We start from the raw sequence: 20,904 nt of genomic DNA on the forward strand, positions 1-20,904 counted from the left end.
CGGTCGACCGATCCCACCCCATCGGAGCAGCCCCGAGATCAGCGCGGGCCCTAAGGTACTTCCGTGCACAAGGCCAGCGGACCTGTCGAGGCGACTGAGGACGACGGTTCCGCCGGCCCTCCCGACCCTGCTGGGGACGGGATGTTCCAGGTCGACCTGCGGGGCATGGTCGACCTGCTGAGCCACCACCTCTACTCGGGGCCGCGCGTCTACCTGCGTGAGCTGCTGCAGAACGCGGTCGACGCCGTGACCGTCCGCGGGACCTCCGACGACCGTCCCGCGCTCCGCCTCGTGCCGTGCGACGTCGCGGTCGACGGCCGCCTGCACGCCATGGACTCCGGCGTGGGGCTCGACGCGCACGACGTGCGGACGTTCCTCGCGACCATCGGCCGTTCGAGCAAGCGCGACGAGCTGGGGCTCGCGCGGTCCGACCTGCTCGGCCAGTTCGGCATCGGCCTGCTGAGCTGCTTCATGGTCACGGACGACATCGAGGTCGTGACACGACGCGCAGACGGCCCCTGGGTGCACTGGGTGGGCCGCGCGAACGGGTCCTACGACCTCACGGTCCTGGCCGACGGTCTGCCTGCCGAGGACGAGCGGGCAGCGTGGTTGGCCGACGGCCCGGGCACCTGCGTCACCCTGACCCCTCGCCGAGGCACCGCAGAGCTGCTCGACACGAGAGCCGTCCTCGAGCTGGCACGGCACCACGGCACGTACCTCCCGCACCCCGTGGTCGTCCGCACGGCCTCGGGAGAGGTCGAGACGAGCGGCAAGACCCCGCCGTGGCGCCTGACGGACCCTGAGCAGCGCCGCACGGCCTGCCGTGAGCTGGCTGAGGCCGAGCTCGGCGGCACGCCGTTCCACGTGCTGCCGATCCGGGTCCCCGAGGCCGGGCTCGACGGCGTCGCCGTCATCTCGGGCCAGCGCACGACCGCCGGGCGCGCCGGCCGGCACCGTGTCCACCTCAAGGGCATGCTCCTGTCGGACTCCGTGCCGGACCTCGTGCCCGAGTGGGCCTTCTTCGTGCGGTGCGCGCTCGACGCCCACGGGCTGCGACCGACCGCCAACCGCGAGGCGCTGTTCGAGGACGACCTGCTCGAGCACACCCGCGCCGCGATCGGCGACCAGGTCCGCACCTGGCTCGTCCGCATGGCGACGACGCAGCCGCAGCGGATGCAGCGCTTCCTCGACCTGCACCACGTCGCGGTCAAGACCATGGCGCTCGAGGACGACGAGCTGCTCCGGATCGTCCTGCCGCTCCTGCCCTTCCGCACCAACCAGGGCACGTCGACCCTTCCGGACCTGCTGGCCACGACCGACGTCGTCCGTGTCACGGCCGCACGGGACGACTTCCGTCAGGTCGCGAGCGTGATGGCCGCGCAGGGCGTCGCGGTCGTCGACGGCGGCGCCTCCATCGATCTCGAGCTGGTGCGACGCCTGGCGGACGTCGATCCGGGGGCCCAGGTCGAGGTCATCACCGCCGCCGACGTCGAGGGGCACGTCCGGCTCGCCGCCGAGGACCGCCACCGGGAGGTGGCCCACGCCCTCGCCGACGTCCGGGTTGTGCTCGACGGGGTCGGGGTGGACGTCGACCTGCGCGTCTTCGCTCCCCCGTCGGTCCCGGCGCTCCTCGTCGACGACGGGGCGGCCCGCGAACGACGCGAGGTCCGTGCGGTCGCCGCCGAGGTCGACGACGTGTGGGGGGCGCTGCTCGGGGCGTTCGACGACGGCGGCTCGGAGCGGCCCCGGCTGCTCCTCAACGACGCGAACCCCACCGTGCGCCGCGTGCTCGCCCTGTCCGACGTCCACGTGCGCCGTGTGGCTGCCGAGTCGCTCTACGGTCGAGCCCTGCTGTCGGGCAGCCACCGGCTGCGCCCGGTCGACACCGCCCTGCTCGAGCGCTCGTTCAACGCCCTCCTCGACCGCGCGGTCGGGACGGCGGGCGAGCCTGAGACCACGACGACCCCGAGGAGCACCCCGTGACCGTGACCCGAGCCGAGATCGACGAGCTCATGGAGGTCATGTCCGACCTCCCCGAGCTAGAACGGGCGGCACCGGGGGCAGAGCTCGTCCGGATGGCTGACGAGCTCGGTGACGTCGAGCTGCGCTTCCGGACGCGGCTCGAGCTCGTCGAGGCGTACCACTACACGGCCGAGCGCCATCGGATGTTCGCGCCCTTCGTCTACGTGCTGCAGCAGTACGACGGCGCGCCCTCGTGGCTCACGCCCTCAGACAGGTTCCGTGTGCTCTGGGCGCACAAGTGGATGGTCACACTGCTGACCGACCACCCCCAGGTCCCGCTCGAGCAGCTCGAGACGACCCTCGAGGGGATGCGGCAGCGGTACGCCCTGGCCGGTGAGGACCTGGCCCCCGTGCTCGGTTGCGCGTTCGTCCTGCAGGCGCACCGGCACGGCGCGGCTGCGGCCGACCGCGAGTTCGATGCGTGGCGCCGCGCTCCCCGGACCAGCCTCTCGGACTGCGACGGGTGCGAGCCGACCACGCGGATCATGCACCACGCCGCGCTCGGGCGCCACGAGGAGGTGCGTGATGAGCTGATGCGCGTGATGCGGGGTGACATCGGGTGCTCCGAGCAGCCGCACAGCGCGATCAGCGAGTCCCTCGCATCCCTCGTCGAGCTCGGTGACGTGGAGGGCGCCGCCTCGCTCCACCGCAGCGCGTACCGCGCGTGCCGCCGCAACCCCGCCGCCACCGGCGAGGTCGCGCGCCACCTGCACGTGCTGGCCCGCACCGGCGCCGTGGCGCGAGGGCTCGAGGTGCTCGCTGAGCAGCTCGACGCCGTCGAACGCCCCTCGACGCCCGCCGCCGGCATGGAGCTCGCCGCAGCCGCCGCGCGCCTGCTCGAACCGGTCGTCGCGGAGGGCGACGGTGACCTGCCCGTCCGCGGTCCCGGGCGCACGCCCGAGCGTGTCGCCGACCTCCTGGTCCGTCTCCGCGAGCACGCGATCGCGACGGCGCGCCGCTTCGACCAGCGCAACGGCACGACGGCGGTGAGCGAGCGCGTGCACGCCATGCTGACCGCACCCGCGCTCCCGCCCCTCCCCCTCGGCGTCGTCGGGGCTGCGCCCACCACGGCGGTGGCCCTGCCCGCCCTGCCCGACGAGCCCGAGCACCCTGAGCTGCGACGCGACGCGGACCTCCAGGACGTGGACGTCCTCGGGCTCGCCGAGCGGGTCTCTCTCGCCCGGGCCACCGCCGGGAGGCCGACCTGCGAACGCCTGGCAGCGCACTGGGAGGCACGTCGGGAGGCGGTGCTCGTCGGCCTCGCCGTCCCCGCCACCGCGGAGGCCCTTCCCCCGGACACCGCCGCGCACCTGCGCGCCGTCGCCGACCTCGACGCCTTCGCCGCGTGGTCCTCGCCCGAGCCGCGGCCGGTCCTCACCGCGAGCGCCGCAGACCTGTACCGCCGGGTTGGCGACGGTGCCGAGGCGCTGCTGGCCGAGCTCCTCGACGGCCTGCGTGACGGACGGGCCGTCGACGCGCCTCGACTGCTCGGCCAGGTCGATGCGGTCGGGACGAGGGGGCAGCGCGCGCGTGCCAGGGCCCGGCTCGCGGAGGACGCCGAGCCGGGCCGCGCGAGGGAGCTGAACGACGAGGCCTCACGCATCCTGGCGGACGGCCCCCTCGCACCCGAGGACCTCCGCCTGGCGGCCCACCTCCGGTTGCACGCCGAGACCGGCGATGCCGGTCAGGACGTCCCAACCGAGGTGCTCACCCTCCTCGGTGACGCCGAGGCGCCGGACATCCGGGTGCAGCTCGAGCTCGAGCGGGCGAGCAGCGACGCCGCCGAGGGGGATCTGCTGGGTGCCCACGGACGTCTGGACCGCGCCGTCGAGCTCGGCCAACGCGCGGGGTCGCCCGAGCTCGTGCTGCAGGTCGAGTCCTCCCGGTGCCGGCTGCTCGCCGACACCGGCGAGGCGCCGGGGGCCGAGGCTCGGGCACTCGCGGTCGCCTCCGCGGCGCTGACCCTGGACCTGCACGAGATCGTGGTCGACTGCCGGACCCTGGCGGCCTTCCTGATGGCTCGGCACGGCCGTGAGGTCGAGGCCATCGAGCTCGCCGAGGCGACCCTCGGCCTTCCGTTCCCGGCCCACGCCGTCACGGCCGGGCACCGGCGTTACCGTGCAGGCCAGCGGCTCCGGCTGCTCGACCTCGCCGCGGAGCTGTGCGCCGTCCTCGAGGAGTCGGACCGCGCGCTGGCCCTCGCGCGCGAGGCGGTCGACCTCGCGACGGGGCCGGACGGTGGTGACGCCGTCGCGGCCCCCGCCCTCGGCCGCCTCGCCGGCCTCCTGACCCAGGGCGACGCCGTCGAGGCGACCCGCCTCTACCAGCAGGCCCTCGAGGCAGCGGTCGCGTCGGGGCAGCACGGGCTCGCCCTCGTCGTCCGTCGTGAACGCGTGACGGCCCGTCTGCACGCCGACGGCCTGGACGCCGCGCTCCTCGACGTCCAGGACGCCCGCCGCGCCAACGAGGAGGCGATGGTGCGAGCGAGCGTCGACCCGGCCGTCGCGGCGGACCTCAGCGACTGGGACGAGCCGCTCGAGCAGCTGACGCTCACGACGCTGTCGGCGCGACTCCACGCGTCGGCGGGGGACCACGAGCAGGCACTCACCGTGCTCGACGGGCTTGCGTCGCGCTGGACGGCGATCGGTGCGGACGGCAACGCGCTCGAGACCGAGCTGCTGCGTGGGAGCATGCTCCTCGACCTGGACCGCGAGGGCGACGGTCTGCCGACCCTCGCCGAGGTGGCCGAGCGGGCGAGCGAGCTCGGTTGGCCCGCACTGGCTCAGGCGGCCGCGGGGACGGGCGCCGCGTGGCTCGACGAGGCTGGTCGTCCCGAGGAGGCCGAGGCCTTCTGGCTCCGGTGCACGGGGGCCGACGGCCAGGAGGACTGACCGGGTCGAGGTGCTCTCCGTCCCCCCCACGGCCCGACGAGACCTCAGCTCGCGGCGTCGTCAGCGATGCGCGAGTCGACGAACCGCCACGTGCTACCGATGCGCACCTTGTTCCATGCGTGCCCCTCGTTGGTGGCGGAGGCGACGCCGTTCACGTACACCGCGTCCAGCCCGGCGGCATCCGCCAGGACCTTGAACGCTGCCGCGTAGGACGCGCACCCCCCTGCCGTCGAGAGGCACCCCTGCGGGGCTCCACGCCCGCGGGACGCGCGCGGTGGCAGGAACCCGTTCGGGATCGTTCGGAAACTTCCGGATGGCCCGCAGAGGTGTTCCAAGCAGGGGACGTATCGGGCATCCTGGTCCAGCGCACAGCGCCGGGCCCGTCCCGTGCCGCTCTGCTTACCCCTCCCTACGGCACAGAGGACCTCCATGCTCGGCCACCGCCCCAGTGCTCGGTGGGCGCTCGTCGCCACCACCGCGCTCCTTCTCGCCGGCTGCACCCCGTCCGCCGCTGACGACAGCGAGCGCGACGACGTCCAGGAGGCCGAGGAGGAGCGCGCCACGAGCATCACGGTCCAGCCCCTCTTCGCGCGCTCGGACGGCAGCGGAGGAGGGGTCGCGTCCGAGACGATCTCGCGCGAGCCCTCCCCGGACGGCTCGTTCAGGATCGACTTCTCCGAGGACGAGGTCGGCGGACTGGGTGAGGCGTCCCGTGCGGCCTCCTGGAACGCGGCCATCGTCGCGACGCTGCTGACCGGTGAGCCCCTCGACGGCCGCTTCGGGTTCGAGATCTCGGGACGCATCGACGGACCGAGCGCCGGAGCGCTGAAGACCGCAGCGCTCGTCGCGCTCCACCACGGCCACGAGATCGCCGACGACGTCACGATGACCGGGACGATCAACGCCACCGGCACCATCGGTCCGGTCGGCGGCATCCCCGAGAAGCTCCAGGGTGCGGCCGACGAGGAGATCACGACCGTGCTGGTCCCCCTCGGCCAACGGAACTCCCCGGACGCGGAGGGGAACGACGTGGACCTCGTGCGTGAGGGTGACCGGCTCGGCGTCGAGGTGATCGAGGTCGGGGACATCTACGAGGCGTACCCCTACCTGACCGGCGAAGAGATCCCGCAGCCCTCCCAGGCCGGGGAGCCCCGCCTGGACAACCGCTCGTACGACAAGGTCAACGCTCAGGTCGACGCCGCGACCAGCAGGTTCCAGACCGCGGCGAACCAGTTCACCGGCCTCCAGCACGACGTGCAGATCGCCCTGGCGGAGACCCTCCTGCTCCTGGAGGCGGAGGAGCTCATGGCCGAGAGCGCCGACCTCCAGCGGCAGGGCCTGGTCGCCGGTGCCTTCGTCAAGGCGCAGCAGGGCGCCGCGCTGATGGAGACGCTGCACGCGACGGGGAACGTGCTCAACCCGCTGTACACGCAGGGCGAGCAGGGCCTGACGGTCATGCTCAACAACGCCACCGACCTGGGCCCGGCCTCGCAGCGCTTCATGGCCTTCCTCGACCAGCTCTCCACCTACCAGGTCAGCACGCTCACCGACGCGGAGGCGCTGACCCAGGCCTATGCCGGCGCGTTCGACGCGTGGTCCCTCCTCGCCTTCGCGCAGCGTGAGATCGACACCATGAGCTCGAGGTGGGAGGCCGGGCAGTACGCCTCGCTGCAGGAGTTCTTCAACCATCTCGCCCTGCCCCTCGTCTACGCCGAGCTCGCGAAGGCGCAGCTGACCAACACGCAGGCGGTCTTCGAGGTCGGTCGCGACAACGTCGGCGCCCCTGTCATGGAGGACGTCGACCTGGCCCAGGTCGGTGACTTCTTCCGGCGCGGCGCGGAGGCCAACTTCGCGGCCTTCACGACCTCGGGTGAGGTGGCTGCCCTGAGCCGGTCCACGGGGATGTCGGCGGACGTCGTGGTCGGGCACCTGGCTCGCTACGACATGAGCATCGCGCTCTCGGTCGAGCAGGCCGCGGTCGTGACCGCGTTCGCCGACTACATCGGCGAGGGCAAGCCGAACGCGGACTACGCGGTGATGGGCTACGGGCTGAGCAACTACGTCCGCAACCAGATGCTCGTCGAGAAGTACCACAACAACGCGATCGTCGACGAGAACTACGAGGTGACGGGGCTGCGCTTCCAGGGAGCGCTCGACAACGCCCTCGATCTGGGCCGTGCCCAGCTGTCCACCGGCATCGCCGACCTCCAGGAGGAGGAGACCTCCCCGGTGGTCGCCGTCGCCCAGTACGAGGCCGGCGGCGTCTACCGCACCGGGACCCCTGCCGAGCGGTTCGACGCCCTCAGCTACTACAACGGGGGCTTCATCATGACGCAGCTGCTCGCCCGTCTGGGGGGCGTGGGAGAGCCGACCACGGCCGAGGACTCGGAGAGCGACGAGGCCGGCTCCTCCGCCCCCGAGGAGTCGCAGGACTGAGCGGAGGTCGGGCTCAGCCGACCGTGACCACCCCGTCCACCGTGATGCCGGGACGCCCGCTGGTCCCCTCGACCTCGACCCGGATGGTGCGTTCGGCGGAGCTCGGCCAGCTGCGGTTCCACACGACCTGCTGGGAGGCCTCGGGCCCGTTCAGGTCCAGGGCCGTGATGCGGGCCCCGTCCACGTAGATCACCGCACGCCCCGCATCGGGGCGGCGCTGGGCGACGAGGGCGACCGCGCGACCGGTGAAGGTGTGGGTGAGCGCGGACCCTGGCGTCTCCGAGCGCAGGGCGGCACCTCCGTGGTGGGCGGTGCCGCTGACGGTCGACCAGGTGCCTGTGCGCTGCATCGAGGTGTCCCGGACCACCGACACGGTCCGCGTGGTCGACGCGCTCCGGGTGTTCCCGGCCTCGTCCTCGGCGACCGCGGTCCACGTGCCCAGCCCTGCAGCGCTGCCGTAGGCGACGGTGCGGGCCGGCTCGAAGGTCCCCTGGGTCGTTCCGGCGAGGGACACGTGGCGCAGACGCACGTCGTCCTGAGCCTCCCACTGCACGGTGATCGGCGCGGTGCCGGAGGCGGAGAGCGCGCCGGTGCGCAGCGTGACCTCGGGGGCCCTGGTGACGGTCGGGGCGACGGTGTCCCGCACCACGGTGACGACCGGGGACGTCGTGGTCTGCCCCGAGGCGGACCGCGCCCGGACGGTCAGGTCGTTGGAGCCGGCGACCACCGGCACACGGGTACGGGTCGCCGGTGCTGCGGCCGTGGCGACGACCGTGCCGCCGCGCAGGATCTCGTACCCGGTGACGGCGGGGCCCGCATGGGCCCAGGTGAGCTCGACCGAGGAGTCCCGGGTGTAGTGCGTGCCGCCGGCGGCACGGGCACCGGTCACCATGCCGACCACCGGGCTGCGGAGCGGGGAGGGCGTCGTCGTGTACCCCGGGGAGACGTACCCGGTCCCGGCAAGCCCGGAGGGCACGAACTGGCCGCCGGGCGGGACGCCGACCGCAACCGAGGGCCAGGCCTGCGTGCCCGCCCCGGAGCCCCGCGGCCACAGATAGGTGTCCGGCGAACCCGTGCTGCTGGGCTGCACCCAGACGTCGGACAGGGTCAACGGCCACGACAGGCTGTCGCGCCAGACCATGTACCCGCTCGCGCTCGTGCCCCGCAGGTCCACCCGGCGCAGGTCCATGCGCTGCGGCTGGACCGCACCGTGCTGCTGGGGCAGGAGGAAGAGGCCCTGGTACGTCGTGGCCCCGCTCAGACCGTCGACGCGGAGCTCACGGGGGCCGTTCCACGTCTGGATCACGTCGGCGTGGTGCCCTGCCTGGCTGCCGTGCACGGTCTCGACGCGGATGTTCTGCAGCTGCACGACGGCGCCGTGCGGTTGGCTGAGGTTGATCCCCTCCCCCAGTCCCGCGCCCGAGATGCGCAGGCCCTCGACATGGACGGTGCCGGTCTGGTCCCGCAGGTAGAGCCCCCGGTTGGCGCCCTCGACCGTGCCGACGCCGGAGGGGATGGTGATCTCGCCGCCGATGAGGACGACGTCGTCGCCGCCGTTGACGATGAGCCCCCCGGCGCCGCTGAGGGGCGTGGAGGGCATCCGCAGGACGTAGTCCTGGCCGGGTGCGAGCCGCAGGTCACGGTTCGCCGACGTGACGTCGATGGTGATCGGGTCGGTCAAGGTGGGGGGCGCCCAGCTCAGACGGGGGCTCGAGGCGACAGCGGGGGGCGCCGTGGCGATCCCGAGCGCCGGGGTGGCGGCGAGGAGCGTCCCGCCGAGGACGAGAGCGAGCAGGGTCCGAGCCGGACGCGGCGCGCGCGAGCGGCGGACGGCCAGTGCTGGGCGGTTCGATGTCATGCGTGCTGGTCCCCCTGGGTGAACGTCCCGGGCACGGCGCCCGGCTGACCAGTGCATCGACAACTTCACCCGCTCCTTGAGTGGCGCGAGGCCCCGTGGATCGCCTAGGGCGTGACGAACCGGACACCACCCCTTCAAGAACTCCGGCATCCGATGGCGAACCAGGACGATTGGGCAGGTGTGGCGTGCGTCACATTCGGTCCTGCCCCGAGGTGCGGGACGCGCCGTCACCGGGGATGGTCGGTGGACGACCCGACGGAGGCACCCGATGAACGTTCCCGACCCGACGCGGAGATCGGCCGACCCGACCCCCGCCGCCAGGGCAGGCCGTCACCCCGCGGGCCGTCCGGACCACCACGACCCCACGGCCGGCCTCGGTGGTGCTCCACCCGCCCACAGCGCGCTGACCTTGCGCCTCGTCCTGGCGAGCTTCGGCCTCGTGGTGTGCACCGTCGGCGCCGTCCTGGCCGCGGGCGCCCCTGAGCTGCGAGGCATGATGATCCTGATGATCGTGCTGGCCGTCGTCGCAGCGGTCGACATCGTCGTCATCATCAGACGCAAGAGGCGGGGCGAGCCCGGTTGATCCTCACCACGAAAGAGAGCACCACGTGATCGGCATCGTCGTCCGCTTCGACCTCGTCGACCCGACCGCCGCCCGTCGGTTCGACGAGCTCACCGACGACGTGGTGCCCGCGATCACCGCGGGCGAGCCCGGAACCCTCGTCTACGCCACCCAGGCCGTGGTCGGGGATCCCCTCGCCCGGGTCTTCTACGAGGTCTACGCGGACGACGACGCTCTCCAGGCCCATGAAGACGCCCCGCACGTGCAGCAGTTCCACGCGCTCAAGGCACCGCTCCTGCGCGTCCCGCCCCGTGTCGAGCACGTGGTCCTCGGAGCTGCGACAGGGCTCCCGCCGGGCTGACGGCCACGGATCAGGAGCAGCCGGCCGAGGTCAGCGCCGCCCCGTCCACGCGAGCAGGCGGTCGACCGGCCAGGTGGTCACCACCCTGTCGGCATCGACCCCGTGGGCGGCGAGTCGGTCGCACCCGTCGACGAGCCAGTCGAGCTGACCCGGGGCGTGGGCGTCGGAGTCCACGGTGAACAGGCACCCCACCTCGACCGCGATCGCGATGAGCTCCTCGGGCGGGTCCCGACGATCAGGACGGCTGTTGACCTCGACGGCCACCTGGTGCTCGGCGCACGCCTCGAAGACGGCCCTCGCGTCGAAGTCGCTCGGGGGCCGCTCGCGCCCCAGCACGCGACGCCCGGTGCAGTGCCCGAGCACGTCGACCGACGGGCCCGTCACCGCGGCGACCATCCGCCGGGTCATCGCAGCACGGTCCATCCTCAGCTTCGAGTGGACCGAGGCGACCACCACGTCGAGCTCGTCGAGCAGGGCTGGTTCCTGGTCCAGCCCACCGTCGTCGAGCACGTCCACCTCGATGCCGCGCAGCAGCCGGAACGGCGCGAGGACCTCGTTCGCCTGGGCGATCCGGGCCATCTGACGGCGCAGGCGGGCCGGGGTGAGACCGTGGGCCACCGTCAGCCGGGGCGAGTGGTCGGTCACGGCCAGGTACTCGTGCCCGATCTGCACACCGGCCAGGGCCATGTCCTCGAGGGGTGCGCTGCCGTCGCTCGCCTCGGTGTGGGAGTGCAGGTCTCCGCGGATGGCCTCGCGCAGGTGACGGCCTGCCGCGGTGCTCCGCCCCTCACGCTCGAGCAGGTCGGCCTCGAGCTCGGCGAGGACGGTCGGGGTGGAGCCCGCGAGGACCTCGCGGACCACGTCCGCGGTCTTGGAGCCGACCCCCGAGATCTGCTGCCAGCTGTCCGCGCGGCGGTGCTGGTCCCAGTCGGCCTCGTCGAGCTCGCGCAACCGGTCCCCTGCCCCGCGGTAGGCGGCGCACCGGTAGGAGGAGGCCTGCTGACGCTCCAGGAGGAAGGCCACCCGGTGCAGGGTCGCGACCACCTCGTCCTGATCGACCTCGTCCCGACCGCGCTGGGGCGCCACGGGTCAGGAGGCCTTGCGGGGAGAGGCCTTCTTGGCCCTGGTCGCCTTCGCAGTGCTGGGCTTGGTACTGCCGGACGTGGCACTGCTGGACGTGGCACTGCTGGGCTTGGCGCTGCTGCCCTTGGCGCTGCCGGACTTCGCGGCAGCCGTCTTGGCAGGGCCGCTCGTGGTGGCGGAGCTCTTCTTCGCGGTGCCGCCCTTCGCGGTGGTGCTCCTGGAGGCGCCGCCGCCCCGCGCAGGGGCCTTCCCCCCGGAGGACCCCGCTCCGCCCCGCGTCCCGCGGGCCTTCTCGACGCTGCGCTGCAGGGCCGAGAGCAGGTCGACCACCTCGGCTCCCTCCGAGCTGTCCTGCTCCTCGGCCTTCTCGGGCACGACGGTCGTCCCCGAGCTGACCTTGGCCTCGATCAGCTGCTCGAGGGCCACGCGGTAGCTGTCCTCGAACTCCGAGGGGTCGAAGTCCGCCGCGAGGGACTCGACCAGCGAGGACGCCATGGTGAGCTCCTGGGGCCGGAGCTTGACGTCCGCGTCGAGGACCGGGAAGTCGGCCTCGCGCACCTCGTCGGGCCAGAGCAGGGTCTGCAGGCAGATGACGTCGTCGCGCACCCGCAGCACGGCCATCGACTCCCGCTGGCGCAGCGCGACCTTGACCACGGCCATCCGGTCGGTCTGGCGCAGGGCCTCGCGCAGCAGGGCGTAGGGCTTGGCCGCGGTCTTGTCCGGCTCGAGGTAGTACGTCTTGGCGAGCATGATGGGGTCGACCTGGTCCGCCGGGACGAACTCCTCGACGGCGATCTCGCGCTCGGTGGTCAGCGGCAGCTCGTCGAGGTCCTCGTCGGTGAGCACCACCATCTGCCCGTCGTCGGTCTCGTAGCCCTTGACGATGTCGTCGGGCCTGACCTCCTCGCCGTCGACGCTGCAGACCTTGCGGTACCGGATGCGCCCGCCGTCCTCGCGGTGCACCTGGTGCAGGGCCACGCTGTGCTCACCGGTCGCGGCATAGAGCTTGACCGGCACGTTGACGAGCCCGAAGGCCACGGCCCCCTTCCAGATCGCGCGCATCTCGCCCCTCCTCATCCGGTGCAGGGTCCCCCGGCGAGACCGCCGGCCCCCGCGACCCGACGCCCAGGGGCGCACCAGAGCCGGGGTGCCGGTCAGCACCTTCCTGGGCAGGATGGACCCGCACACCCCTGGTCCGCTACCCGAGAACGCAGGTCGGGCTCGGCGAACCGATCGAGCACGACGACGGCGCGAGGCGCGGGAGGACCGATGGGCGACCAGCCGCAGTGGGTCGAGGTCGAGGGCAGACGCGTCAAGCTGACCCACCTGGACCGGGTTCTGTATCCCGCCACGGGGTTCACCAAGGCCGAGATGATCCACTACTACACGCAGGCCGCCCCGGCGATCCTCGGGCAGCTGCGCGACCGGCCGGTCACGCGCATCCGCTTCCCCGAGGGAGTCGACGGCGAGCGCTTCTTCGAGAAGAACACCCCTCGTGGCGCCCCCGACTGGCTGAGGCACCACGAGCTGCGGGCCAGCCCCGGGTCGCAGGACGAGGGCACGATCGTGGACCTCCCCGTCCTGGACGACCTCCCCTCCCTGGTGTGGGCGGCCAACGCGGGCGCGGTCGAGCTGCACACCCCGCAGTGGCGGGTCGGGCCCCGCGGCGGGGTGCGAGCCCCCGACCGGCTCGTCGTCGACCTCGACCCGGGCGAGGGTGCGGGCCTGGAGGAGTGCGCCGAGGTGGCCCACCTGGTGGCCGAGCGGCTGGGCGACGCGGGGTTGGACGACGTCGTCCCCGTCACCAGTGGCAGCAAGGGGCTCCAGCTCTACGCCGTCCTCGACGGCCGTCGCACCGCGACGCAGGTCCGCGAGCAGGCCCATGACCTCGCGCTCGGGCTCGCGGAGGACCACCCGCAGCTGGTCGTGGCCTCGATGAAGCGCGCGCTGCGGCCCGGCAAGGTGCTCCTCGACTGGTCGCAGAACCATCCCGCCAAGACGACCGTGACCCCGTACTCCCTGCGCGGGCGTGAACGACCCCAGGTCGCCGCGCCGCGCCGCTGGGAGGAGCTCGGGCCAGGGCTCGCGCAGCTCGACCCCGGCACGGTCCTCGACCGGCTCGAGCAGGACGGCGACCTGCTCGCCCCCGACTGACCACCCGGCCCCTGACCGCGCCGGCCGGGCGGTCGGTCCGGGACCGAGCACCCAGGCACGAGCAGACCAGCTGTGGTTCCCTGGCCCAGTGCTGACCCCTGAGCCAGACCCCAGCCACGACGCCGACGCCCTCGCCGACCTGCTGCGCACCCCAGCGCGGTGGGCCGTCGTCGGGCTCTCGACCAACGCCGCCCGAGCGGCCTTCGGGGTCGCGGCCTATCTCCGGCGGCTGGGGCACGAGGTCGTCCCTGTCCATCCCCGTGCCGAGACGGTGCACGGTGCCCGGGGGTACCGCAGCCTCGGGGAGGTGCCCGGGGCCGTGGACGTCGTCGACGTCTTCGTGAACTCGGCGCGCGCCGGCACGGTGATCGACGAGGCCGTCGCGATCGGGGCTCGCGCGGTGTGGTTGCAGCTCGGCGTGCACGACGTCGCAGCCGAGGCCCGTGCCCGCGAGGCGGGCCTCACCGTGGTCAGCGACACCTGCCCCAAGATCGAAGGGGCGCGGCTGGGCCTGGCCTGACCCCCGCCCGCCTACTCGTAGAAGAGGCGCTCGACGACGACCCGTGCCCGACGACCGGTCCGCAGGTAGCTCTCCTCGAGCTCGGTGCCGGAGGCGGCCGGGTACCCGAGCAGACGCGCCAGCCCGCTGAGGGCACGCCTGTCGTGGGGCAGGACGTCGGCCCCCGCTCCCCCGGCGCGGCCCGAGAGCAGCACGAGGGCGTCGCGCAGCCGTGAGCACAGCACCCATGCCTCGCGGAGGATCTCGGCGTCCTCCTCCTCGACCAGGCCCTCGGCGGCCGCCGCGGCCAGCGCGTCCAGGGTCGACGTGGTGCGCAGCCCCTCGATCTCGTACCCGTGCTGGAGCTGGAGGAGCTGGACGGTCCACTCGACGTCGCTCAACCCGCCGCGGCCGAGCTTGAGGTGACGCGTGGGCTCGACGCCGCGGGGCAGGCGCTCGGCCTCCATCCGGGCCTTGAGCCTCCGGACCTCGCGCAGCGTCGCGGGGTCGGCCCCACCGCGCGGGTAGCGCAGCGGGGCGACGAGCTCGAGGAAGCGCTCGCCCAGGTCGACGTCCCCCGCGACGGGCCGCGCCCGGAGCAGGGCCTGGCTCTCCCAGGGCGAGGACCAGCGCTGGTAGTACTCGCCGTAGGAGGCCAAGGTCCGCGCCAGCGGCCCGTTGCGCCCCTCGGGGCGCAGGTCCGCGTCGACCTCGAGGGCCGGCTCGGGTCCCATCTCGCCGAGCAGCCCGCGGACCCGCATCGCGATGGCCATGGCCTGGGCCTGCGCCGCGGCGGCCTCGACCCCGGGCAGCGGGTCGTGGACGAAGAGGACGTCCGCGTCGGACCCGTACCCGGCCTCCTGACCGCCGAGGCGCCCCATGGCGATGATGGCCGACCGCGTGAGGAGCCCGGCGGCGGACTGGCGGACCTCGAACTCCGCGATCCGCAGCGCCCCGGCCAGCGCGACGTCGGCGGCCGCGGTGAGCGACCGGGCCGCCGAGACCACCGAGCGGGTGCCCAGCACCTCTGCGACGGCCGTCCTGGCGAGCTCACGGCGGCGCACCGCACGCAGCAGGGTCGCCCCTGCGGTGGCCTCGCCGGCCCGCGTCAGGACCGCGTCGACCTCGCTCGCCAGGCGTGCGACGTCACGCGGAGCCAGCTCGGCGTCGTCCGCGAGCCAGGCGACCGACTCCGGGGAGCGAGCGAGGGCGTCCGCGACGTATCTCGAGCTGGACAGGACGCAGGCCAGGCGCTCGGCCGCGACCCCCGAGTCGCGGAGCAGCTTCAGGTACCAGTGCGTCGTGCCGAGCTCGTCCGAGAGCCGACGGAAGGCCAGCAGCCCGCCGTCAGGGTCGCTGCCCTCGGCGAACCAGCCCAGCAGGACGGGCAGCAGCTGTCGCTGGATCGCCGCGCGACGGCTGACCCCCTCGGTCAGGCTGGCGATGTGCCGGACCGCACCCGACGGGTCCCGGTAGCCGATGGCCGCGAGCCGCGCCCGGGCGGCCTCCGGAGCGAGGCTGGCCTCCTCGCGGGTCAGGCTCGCGGTCGCGGGCAGGAGCGGTCGGTAGAAGAGCTCCTCGTGCAGGTGGCGGACGTCACGCCGGACGGTGCGCCACCGTTGCATCACCGCCTCCTGGTCGGGGGGCTGCAGCCGCGAGGCCCGTGCCAACCGGCGCAGGTCCACCTCGGCCTCGGGGAGCAGGTGGGTCCGGCGCAGGCGGTGCAGCTGGACCCGGTGCTCGAGGGTGCGCAGCAGGCGGTAGCAGACGCCGAGCCGCGCCGCGTGGTCCCGTCCGACGTACCCCGCGGCGGCCAGGGCCGCCAGGGCCGTCAGCGTGTTGGGGCTGCGGATCGACTCGTCGGCCCGCCCGTGCACCAGCTGCAGGAGCTGGACCGTGAACTCGACGTCGCGCAGGCCCCCCACCCCGAGCTTGAGCTGACGGTCGGCCTCGGCCGCCGGGACGTGGTCCTCGACCCGGCGCCGCATGGCCTGGGAGTCCTCGACGAAGTGCTCGCGCTCGACCGCGGTCCACACCATCGGGCTCAGCGCAGCGGTGTACTCGGCCCCCAGCTCGAGGTCCCCCGCGACAGGACGGGCCTTGAGGAGGGCCTGGAACTCCCAGGTCTTGGCCCAGCGCTCGTAGTAGGCGACGTGACTCGCGACGGTCCGCACCAGCGGACCGTTCTTGCCCTCGGGGCGCAGCGCCGCATCCACGGGCCACAGCGCGGGCTCGCTCGACGGACCCGAGCACGCCCGCGCCAGGGCTGTCGCGAGCCGGGCACCGACCCCCAGCGCCTCGGACTCCTCGTGGCCCTCGTGCGGCTCGACGACGTAGATGACGTCGACGTCGCTCACGTAGTTGAGCTCACGTCCACCGCACTTGCCCATGCCGAGCACGGCGATCCGGGCGGCCCCGTGGTCCTCCACCTCGGCCCGTGCGAGGGCCAGGGCGGCCTCGAGGGCCGCCGAGGCCAGGTCCGCCAGGGCCGCCCCGACCGCGGGCAGCAGCGAGAGCGGCTCGGTCGAGGCCAGGTCGACGCCGGCGATGCGCAGCAGGCGCCGGCGGTAGGCGCGCCGCATCGCGTCGACGCCCTCGGTCCCCGTCAGGCTCGCGACCGGGACGCCGTCGGGCTCGGCGCCGACGGCCGCGAGCAGCTCGGCGCGCACCAGGCGCGAGTCGGCGCCGATCGGGGTGGGCTCGGCCAGGGCGTCGAGGTCCTCGGGGTGGCGCACCAGGTGGTCGCCCAGGGCTGTCGAGGCCCCGAGCACCGCGAGCAGCCGCTCGCGTTCGGGGCTGGGCTGCTCGAGCAGGCTGCGCAGCGCTGCCCCGTCGTGCACCGCACCGGACAGCCGCGCGAGGCCGAGGAGAGCGTCGTCGGGCGAGGCCAGCCCGCCCAGCAGGTCGAGCAGAGGTGCGCTCTCGTCGACCGGCCCCAGGGCGCCCACGAGGTCGGGGTCCTCGACGAGGGTCGCTGCCCGGGCGGGGTCCACGAAGCCGAGGCGGGTCAGGCGCCCGTGCAGGCTCCGCGCGGGCCGCCGCGCGGAGCCTGAGCCGTCGGTGCCCGCGCTCACAGGACCGGGAGGAACCGCTTCAGCTCGAAGGGAGTGACCTGGGCACGGTAGGCGTTCCACTCCTCGCGCTTGTTGCGCAGGACGAAGTCGAAGACGTGCTCACCCAGGGTCTCGGCCACGAGCTCGGAGCTCTCCATGACAGCGATCGCCTGGTCCAGGGAGGAGGGCAGCGGCTGGATGCCCATGGCACGGCGCTCACCGTCGGTCAGCTCCCAGACGTCGTCCTCGGCCCCCTCGGGCAGCTCGTAGTTCTCCTCGATGCCCTTGAGGCCCGCCGCGAGCAGCACCGCGTACGACAGGTACGGGTTGGTGGCCGCGTCCACCCCGCGGTACTCCACGCGGCTCGAGTTGACCTTGCCCGGCTTGTACATCGGTACCCGGACCAGGGCCGAACGGTTGTTGTGGCCCCAGCAGATGTAGCTCGGGGCCTCGGCCCCGCCCCACATCCGCTTGTAGGAGTTCACGTACTGGTTGGTGATCGCGGTGATCTCCGCCGCGTGGTGCAGCAGCCCCGCGATGAACTTCCGCGCGGTCGAGGAGAGCTCGAACGGGGCCCCCGGCTCGTGGAAGGCGTTGCGGTCCCCCTCGAAGAGCGAGAGGTGGGAGTGCATGCCGGACCCGGGGTGGTCCGCGAGCGGCTTGGGCATGAAGGAGGCGTGCAGCCCCTGCTCGAGGGCGACCTCCTTGACCACGGTGCGGAAGGTCATGATGTTGTCCGCCGTGGTGAGGGCGTCGGCGTACCGCAGGTCGATCTCGTTCTGGCCCGGCCCGGCCTCGTGGTGCGAGAACTCGACCGAGATGCCCATCGACTCGAGCATCGTGATCGCGGCGCGACGGAAGTCGTGCCCCGTGCCGCGCGCGACGTGGTCGAAGTACCCGGCGGTGTCGACGGGGACCAGCGGCTTGTCGGGGTCGGCCGGGTTCTCGAAGAGGTAGAACTCGACCTCGGGGTGCGTGTAGAAGGTGAAGCCCTTGTCCCCGGCCCGCTGCAGGGCGCGCTTGAGCACGTGCCGTGAGTCCGCGAGCGAGGGCTCGCCGTCCGGGGTCTGGATGTCGCAGAACATGCGGGCGGTGCCGTGGCGCTCACCCCGCCAGGGCAGCACCTGGAAGGTCGAGGGGTCGGGCTTGGCGAGCATGTCCGCCTCGTAGACCCGCGTGAGCCCCTCGATCGCGCTGCCGTCGAACCCGATGCCCTCCGAGAAGGCGTTCTCGAGCTCGGCGGGGGCCACCGCCACCGACTTGAGGATCCCGAGCACGTCGGTGAACCAGAGTCGGATGAAGCGGATGTCCCGTTCCTCGACCGTACGGAGCACGAACTCCTGCTGCCTGTCCATGACGCCCATCCTGCCCCACGCAGGTGTCCGCCGGGTGACATGTCCGGGGTCCGGCACGTCGCACCGCCCGCGAGGAGGTTCCTGCGGCGCGTCGATAGGCTGGCCCGATGGCGCAGATCCGCATCGCACTGGCCCAGATCGACACCTGCGTCGGCGACCTCGCCGGCAACGCGGACCAGGTCCTGACCTGGACCCGCAGCGCCGTCGAGGCAGGGGCCGACCTCGTCGCCTTCCCCGAGATGACCCTCACCGGCTACCCGATCGAGGACCTCGCGCTGCGCGACTCCTTCGCCCGTGCGGCCGACCGCGCCCTGCACGACGTCGCCGAGCGGCTCGTGGCCGAGGGGCTCGGCGAGATCACGGTGGCCCTGGGCACGCTGGGCCGGGACAGCGACGACCGCGCGACCAACCAGGCCGTCGTGATCCGTGGCGGCACCGTGCTCGCCCGGTACGACAAGCACCACCTGCCGACCTACGGCGTCTTCGACGAGTTCCGCATCTTCTCCCCCGGTGACGAGGCCTGCGTGGTGCAGGTCGCTGGCCGCAGCGTCGGGTTGGCGATCTGCGAGGACATCTGGCAGGACGCCGGGCCGGTCGACAGCCTCGCGGGCGCCGGTCTCGACCTCCTGCTGGTGCTCAACGGCTCGCCCTACGAGGAGGGCAAGGGCCACGTGCGCTCCGAGCTCGCGGGGCGCCGGGCCCGCGAGGTCGGCGCCCCGGTGGCCTACGTGAACATGGTGGGCGGCCAGGACGACCTCGTCTTCGACGGGGGCTCCTTCGTGAGCGACGCCGACGGCCGGGTGGTCGCGAGCTCGCCGCAGTTCGTCGAGCACCTCCTGGTGGTCGACCTCGCCGAGGACGGCCGTCCCGGGGGCGGCATGGTCGCGGCTCCCCTGGACTCCGACGCCGAGGTCTACAGCGCCCTGGTCACGGGTCTGCGGGGCTACGCGACCAAGAACGGCTTCACCGGGGTGGTGCTCGGGCTCTCGGGCGGCATCGACTCGGCCCTCGCGGCCGCGATCGCGGCAGACGCCCTCGGCGGCCAGAACGTCGTCGGCGTGTCGATGCCCTCGCGGCACTCCTCGGACCACTCGCGGGACGACGCCGCAGACCTCGCGCGACGCATCGGGGCGGACTACCGCGTCCAGCCCGTCGCCCCCATGGTCGACGCCTTCGAGGGCCAGATGGACCTGCCGGGCATCGCCGGGGAGAACCTCCAGGCCCGGGTCCGCGGCGTGATCCTCATGGCCGTGTCCAACGTCGAGGGGCAGCTCGTCCTGGCCACGGGCAACAAGTCCGAGCTGGCCGTCGGCTACTCCACGATCTACGGCGACGCCGTCGGCGGCTTCGCCCCGCTCAAGGACGTGGACAAGTCCCGGGTGTGGGCGCTCGCGCGATGGCGCAACCAGTCGGCCCTGGATGCCGGGGAGCTCCCGCCCATCCCCGAGGCCTCGATCACCAAGCCGCCCTCGGCCGAGCTGCGCCCGGGACAGGTCGACACCGACTCGTTGCCCTCCTACGACCTGCTCGACGAGGTCCTCGACGCCTACGTCGAGCACGCCGAGGGGCGGGAGGAGCTGCTGGCCCGCGGCTTCGACCCCGAGGTCGTCGACAAGGTCCTGTCCCTCGTCGACCGGGCCGAGTGGAAGCGCCGGCAGTACCCCCCGGGGCCCAAGGTCACCGCCCTGGCCTTCGGACGGGACCGTAGGCTGCCCGTCACCAGCCGGTGGCGAGAGCCGCGCGGCCCCGTCGAGGAGTGAGGCAGCACGATGAGTGAGCCGACGTCGGCCACGCCGGCCCCCAAGCGCGTCCGCGTGCACCACCTGCGCGAGGCCAAGGAGCGTGGCGAGCGCATCACCATGCTCACCGCCTACGACGCGCCGACCGCGCAGATCTTCGACGAGGCGGGCACCGAGGTGCTGCTGGTCGGGGACTCGATGGGCAACGCCCTCTACGGGCACGCGACGACCCTCCCGGTCACGGTCGAGGACGTGCTGCGGCACGCCCGGGCCGTCGTGAGCGCCACGCGACGTGCCCTGGTCGTCGCCGACCTGCCCTTCGGGTCCTACGAGGCCTCCCCCGCGCAGGCTCACGCCGCCGGGGTGCGGATGCTCAAGGAGGCCGGGGCGCACGCGGTCAAGCTCGAGGGCGGGCGGCACGTCGCCGAGCACGTGCGGCTCCTCACCTCGACGGGCATCCCGGTGATGGGCCACCTGGGCTTCACCCCGCAGTCCGAGAACACCCTGGGGGGCAAGCGGGTCCAGGGACGCGGCCAGGACGCGGCCGAGCGTCTCACCGAGGACGCCCTCGCCCTCCAGGAGGCGGGGGCCTTCGCGATCGTCCTGGAGATGGTCCCGGCCCCGCTCGCCGCGCAGGTCACCGAGGTGCTCGCCGTCCCGACCATCGGCATCGGTGCCGGGCCGGACTGCGACGGGCAGGTGCTCGTCTGGATGGACATGGCCGGTCTGGGCGTGTGGTCCCCCCGCTTCGCGAAGAAGTACGCGGACGTCGGTGCGGTGCTGTCCGCCGCGGCACGGGCCTACAACGACGAGGTGCGGTCGGGAGCCTTTCCGACCGCCGAGCACAGCTTCACGGACTGAGCAGGCCGCGGCGGCCGCGGCCGCACCTCC

Annotated in this window: 15 protein-coding genes; 9 read left to right on the forward strand and 6 right to left on the reverse strand. The window is 73.3% G+C overall.

The window, feature by feature from the left end; all coding sequences use genetic code 11:
* Positions 1-63: 63 nt before the first annotated feature.
* Together J4G33_RS02320 and J4G33_RS02325 are read left to right on the forward strand one after the other, a co-directional pair.
* Entirely contained in the window at positions 64-1,983 is a 1,920-nt protein-coding gene (locus tag J4G33_RS02320; protein ID WP_208054259.1) for an HSP90 family protein, read from the forward strand.
* Entirely contained in the window at positions 1,980-4,913 is a 2,934-nt protein-coding gene (locus J4G33_RS02325; protein ID WP_208054260.1) for a hypothetical protein, read from the forward strand. The genes J4G33_RS02320 and J4G33_RS02325 overlap by 4 nt, the downstream gene beginning before the upstream one ends.
* Before the next feature lie 44 nt (positions 4,914-4,957).
* Here J4G33_RS02325 and J4G33_RS17905 read toward each other — a convergent pair whose 3' ends face one another.
* Positions 4,958-5,344, reverse strand: a complete 387-nt coding sequence (locus J4G33_RS17905) for a transglutaminase domain-containing protein (protein WP_243758367.1) — start codon at positions 5,342-5,344, stop codon at positions 4,958-4,960.
* Here J4G33_RS17905 and J4G33_RS02335 point away from each other — a divergent pair.
* Positions 5,343-7,349, forward strand: a complete 2,007-nt coding sequence (locus tag J4G33_RS02335) for a S16 family serine protease (protein WP_208054262.1) — start codon at positions 5,343-5,345, stop codon at positions 7,347-7,349. The two genes, J4G33_RS17905 and J4G33_RS02335, sit on opposite strands and share 2 nt — an antisense overlap.
* A gap of 13 nt (positions 7,350-7,362) precedes the next feature.
* Here the strand turns inward: J4G33_RS02335 and J4G33_RS02340 are convergent, their stop codons facing one another.
* Positions 7,363-9,207 carry a hypothetical protein gene (locus J4G33_RS02340; RefSeq protein WP_208054263.1) on the reverse strand — a complete coding sequence of 615 codons (1,845 nt, stop codon included), beginning with the start codon at positions 9,205-9,207 and terminating at the stop codon, positions 7,363-7,365.
* Positions 9,208-9,475: 268 nt separating this feature from the next.
* Here J4G33_RS02340 and J4G33_RS02345 point away from each other — a divergent pair, with 268 nt between their 5' ends.
* Together J4G33_RS02345 and J4G33_RS02350 are read left to right on the forward strand one after the other, a co-directional pair.
* Positions 9,476-9,790, forward strand: coding sequence for a DUF6343 family protein (locus tag J4G33_RS02345; protein ID WP_208054264.1), 315 nt, complete (start codon positions 9,476-9,478; stop codon positions 9,788-9,790).
* Between the two features lie 25 nt (positions 9,791-9,815).
* Positions 9,816-10,130, forward strand: a complete 315-nt coding sequence (locus J4G33_RS02350) for a putative quinol monooxygenase (protein WP_208054265.1) — start codon at positions 9,816-9,818, stop codon at positions 10,128-10,130.
* A gap of 30 nt (positions 10,131-10,160) precedes the next feature.
* On the opposite strand, the gene J4G33_RS02355 is transcribed toward J4G33_RS02350, so the two are convergent.
* The gene (locus tag J4G33_RS02355) at positions 10,161-11,216 is read right to left on the reverse strand and encodes a PHP domain-containing protein (protein WP_208054266.1); all 1,056 of its coding nucleotides are present in this window, start codon (positions 11,214-11,216) and stop codon (positions 10,161-10,163) included.
* Between the two features lie 3 nt (positions 11,217-11,219).
* Positions 11,220-12,275, reverse strand: a complete 1,056-nt coding sequence (gene ku, locus J4G33_RS02360) for a non-homologous end joining protein Ku (RefSeq protein WP_208054267.1) — start codon at positions 12,273-12,275, stop codon at positions 11,220-11,222.
* A 207-nt stretch (positions 12,276-12,482) separates the two neighbouring features.
* Here ku and ligD point away from each other — a divergent pair, with 207 nt between their 5' ends.
* Positions 12,483-13,367 (forward strand): non-homologous end-joining DNA ligase, encoded by an 885-nt coding sequence (gene ligD / locus J4G33_RS02365; protein WP_208054268.1) that lies wholly within the window; start codon positions 12,483-12,485, stop codon positions 13,365-13,367.
* Positions 13,368-13,458: 91 nt separating this feature from the next.
* Complete coding sequence (locus J4G33_RS02370; RefSeq protein WP_208054657.1) at positions 13,459-13,887, forward strand: CoA-binding protein; 429 nt, start codon at positions 13,459-13,461, stop codon at positions 13,885-13,887.
* Between the two features lie 11 nt (positions 13,888-13,898).
* On the opposite strand, the gene J4G33_RS02375 is transcribed toward J4G33_RS02370, so the two are convergent.
* Together J4G33_RS02375 and glnA are read right to left on the reverse strand one after the other, a co-directional pair.
* A complete protein-coding gene (locus J4G33_RS02375; protein WP_208054269.1) occupies positions 13,899-16,940 on the reverse strand; it encodes a bifunctional [glutamine synthetase] adenylyltransferase/[glutamine synthetase]-adenylyl-L-tyrosine phosphorylase in 3,042 nt (1,013 codons plus the stop codon).
* Positions 16,937-18,274, reverse strand: coding sequence for a type I glutamate--ammonia ligase (gene glnA, locus J4G33_RS02380; RefSeq protein WP_208054270.1), 1,338 nt, complete (start codon positions 18,272-18,274; stop codon positions 16,937-16,939). Before glnA ends, J4G33_RS02375 begins: the two co-directional genes overlap by 4 nt.
* A gap of 107 nt (positions 18,275-18,381) precedes the next feature.
* On the opposite strand from glnA, the gene J4G33_RS02385 reads away from it, so the two are divergent.
* Positions 18,382-20,034, forward strand: a complete 1,653-nt coding sequence (locus tag J4G33_RS02385) for an NAD+ synthase (protein ID WP_208054271.1) — start codon at positions 18,382-18,384, stop codon at positions 20,032-20,034.
* 9 nt (positions 20,035-20,043) lie between these two features.
* Positions 20,044-20,874 carry a 3-methyl-2-oxobutanoate hydroxymethyltransferase gene (gene panB / locus J4G33_RS02390; protein WP_208054272.1) on the forward strand — a complete coding sequence of 277 codons (831 nt, stop codon included), beginning with the start codon at positions 20,044-20,046 and terminating at the stop codon, positions 20,872-20,874.
* Positions 20,875-20,904: the final 30 nt, after the last annotated feature.

This window comes from Actinotalea soli, assembly GCF_017565425.1.
Lineage (GTDB): Bacteria > Actinomycetota > Actinomycetes > Actinomycetales > Cellulomonadaceae > Actinotalea > Actinotalea soli.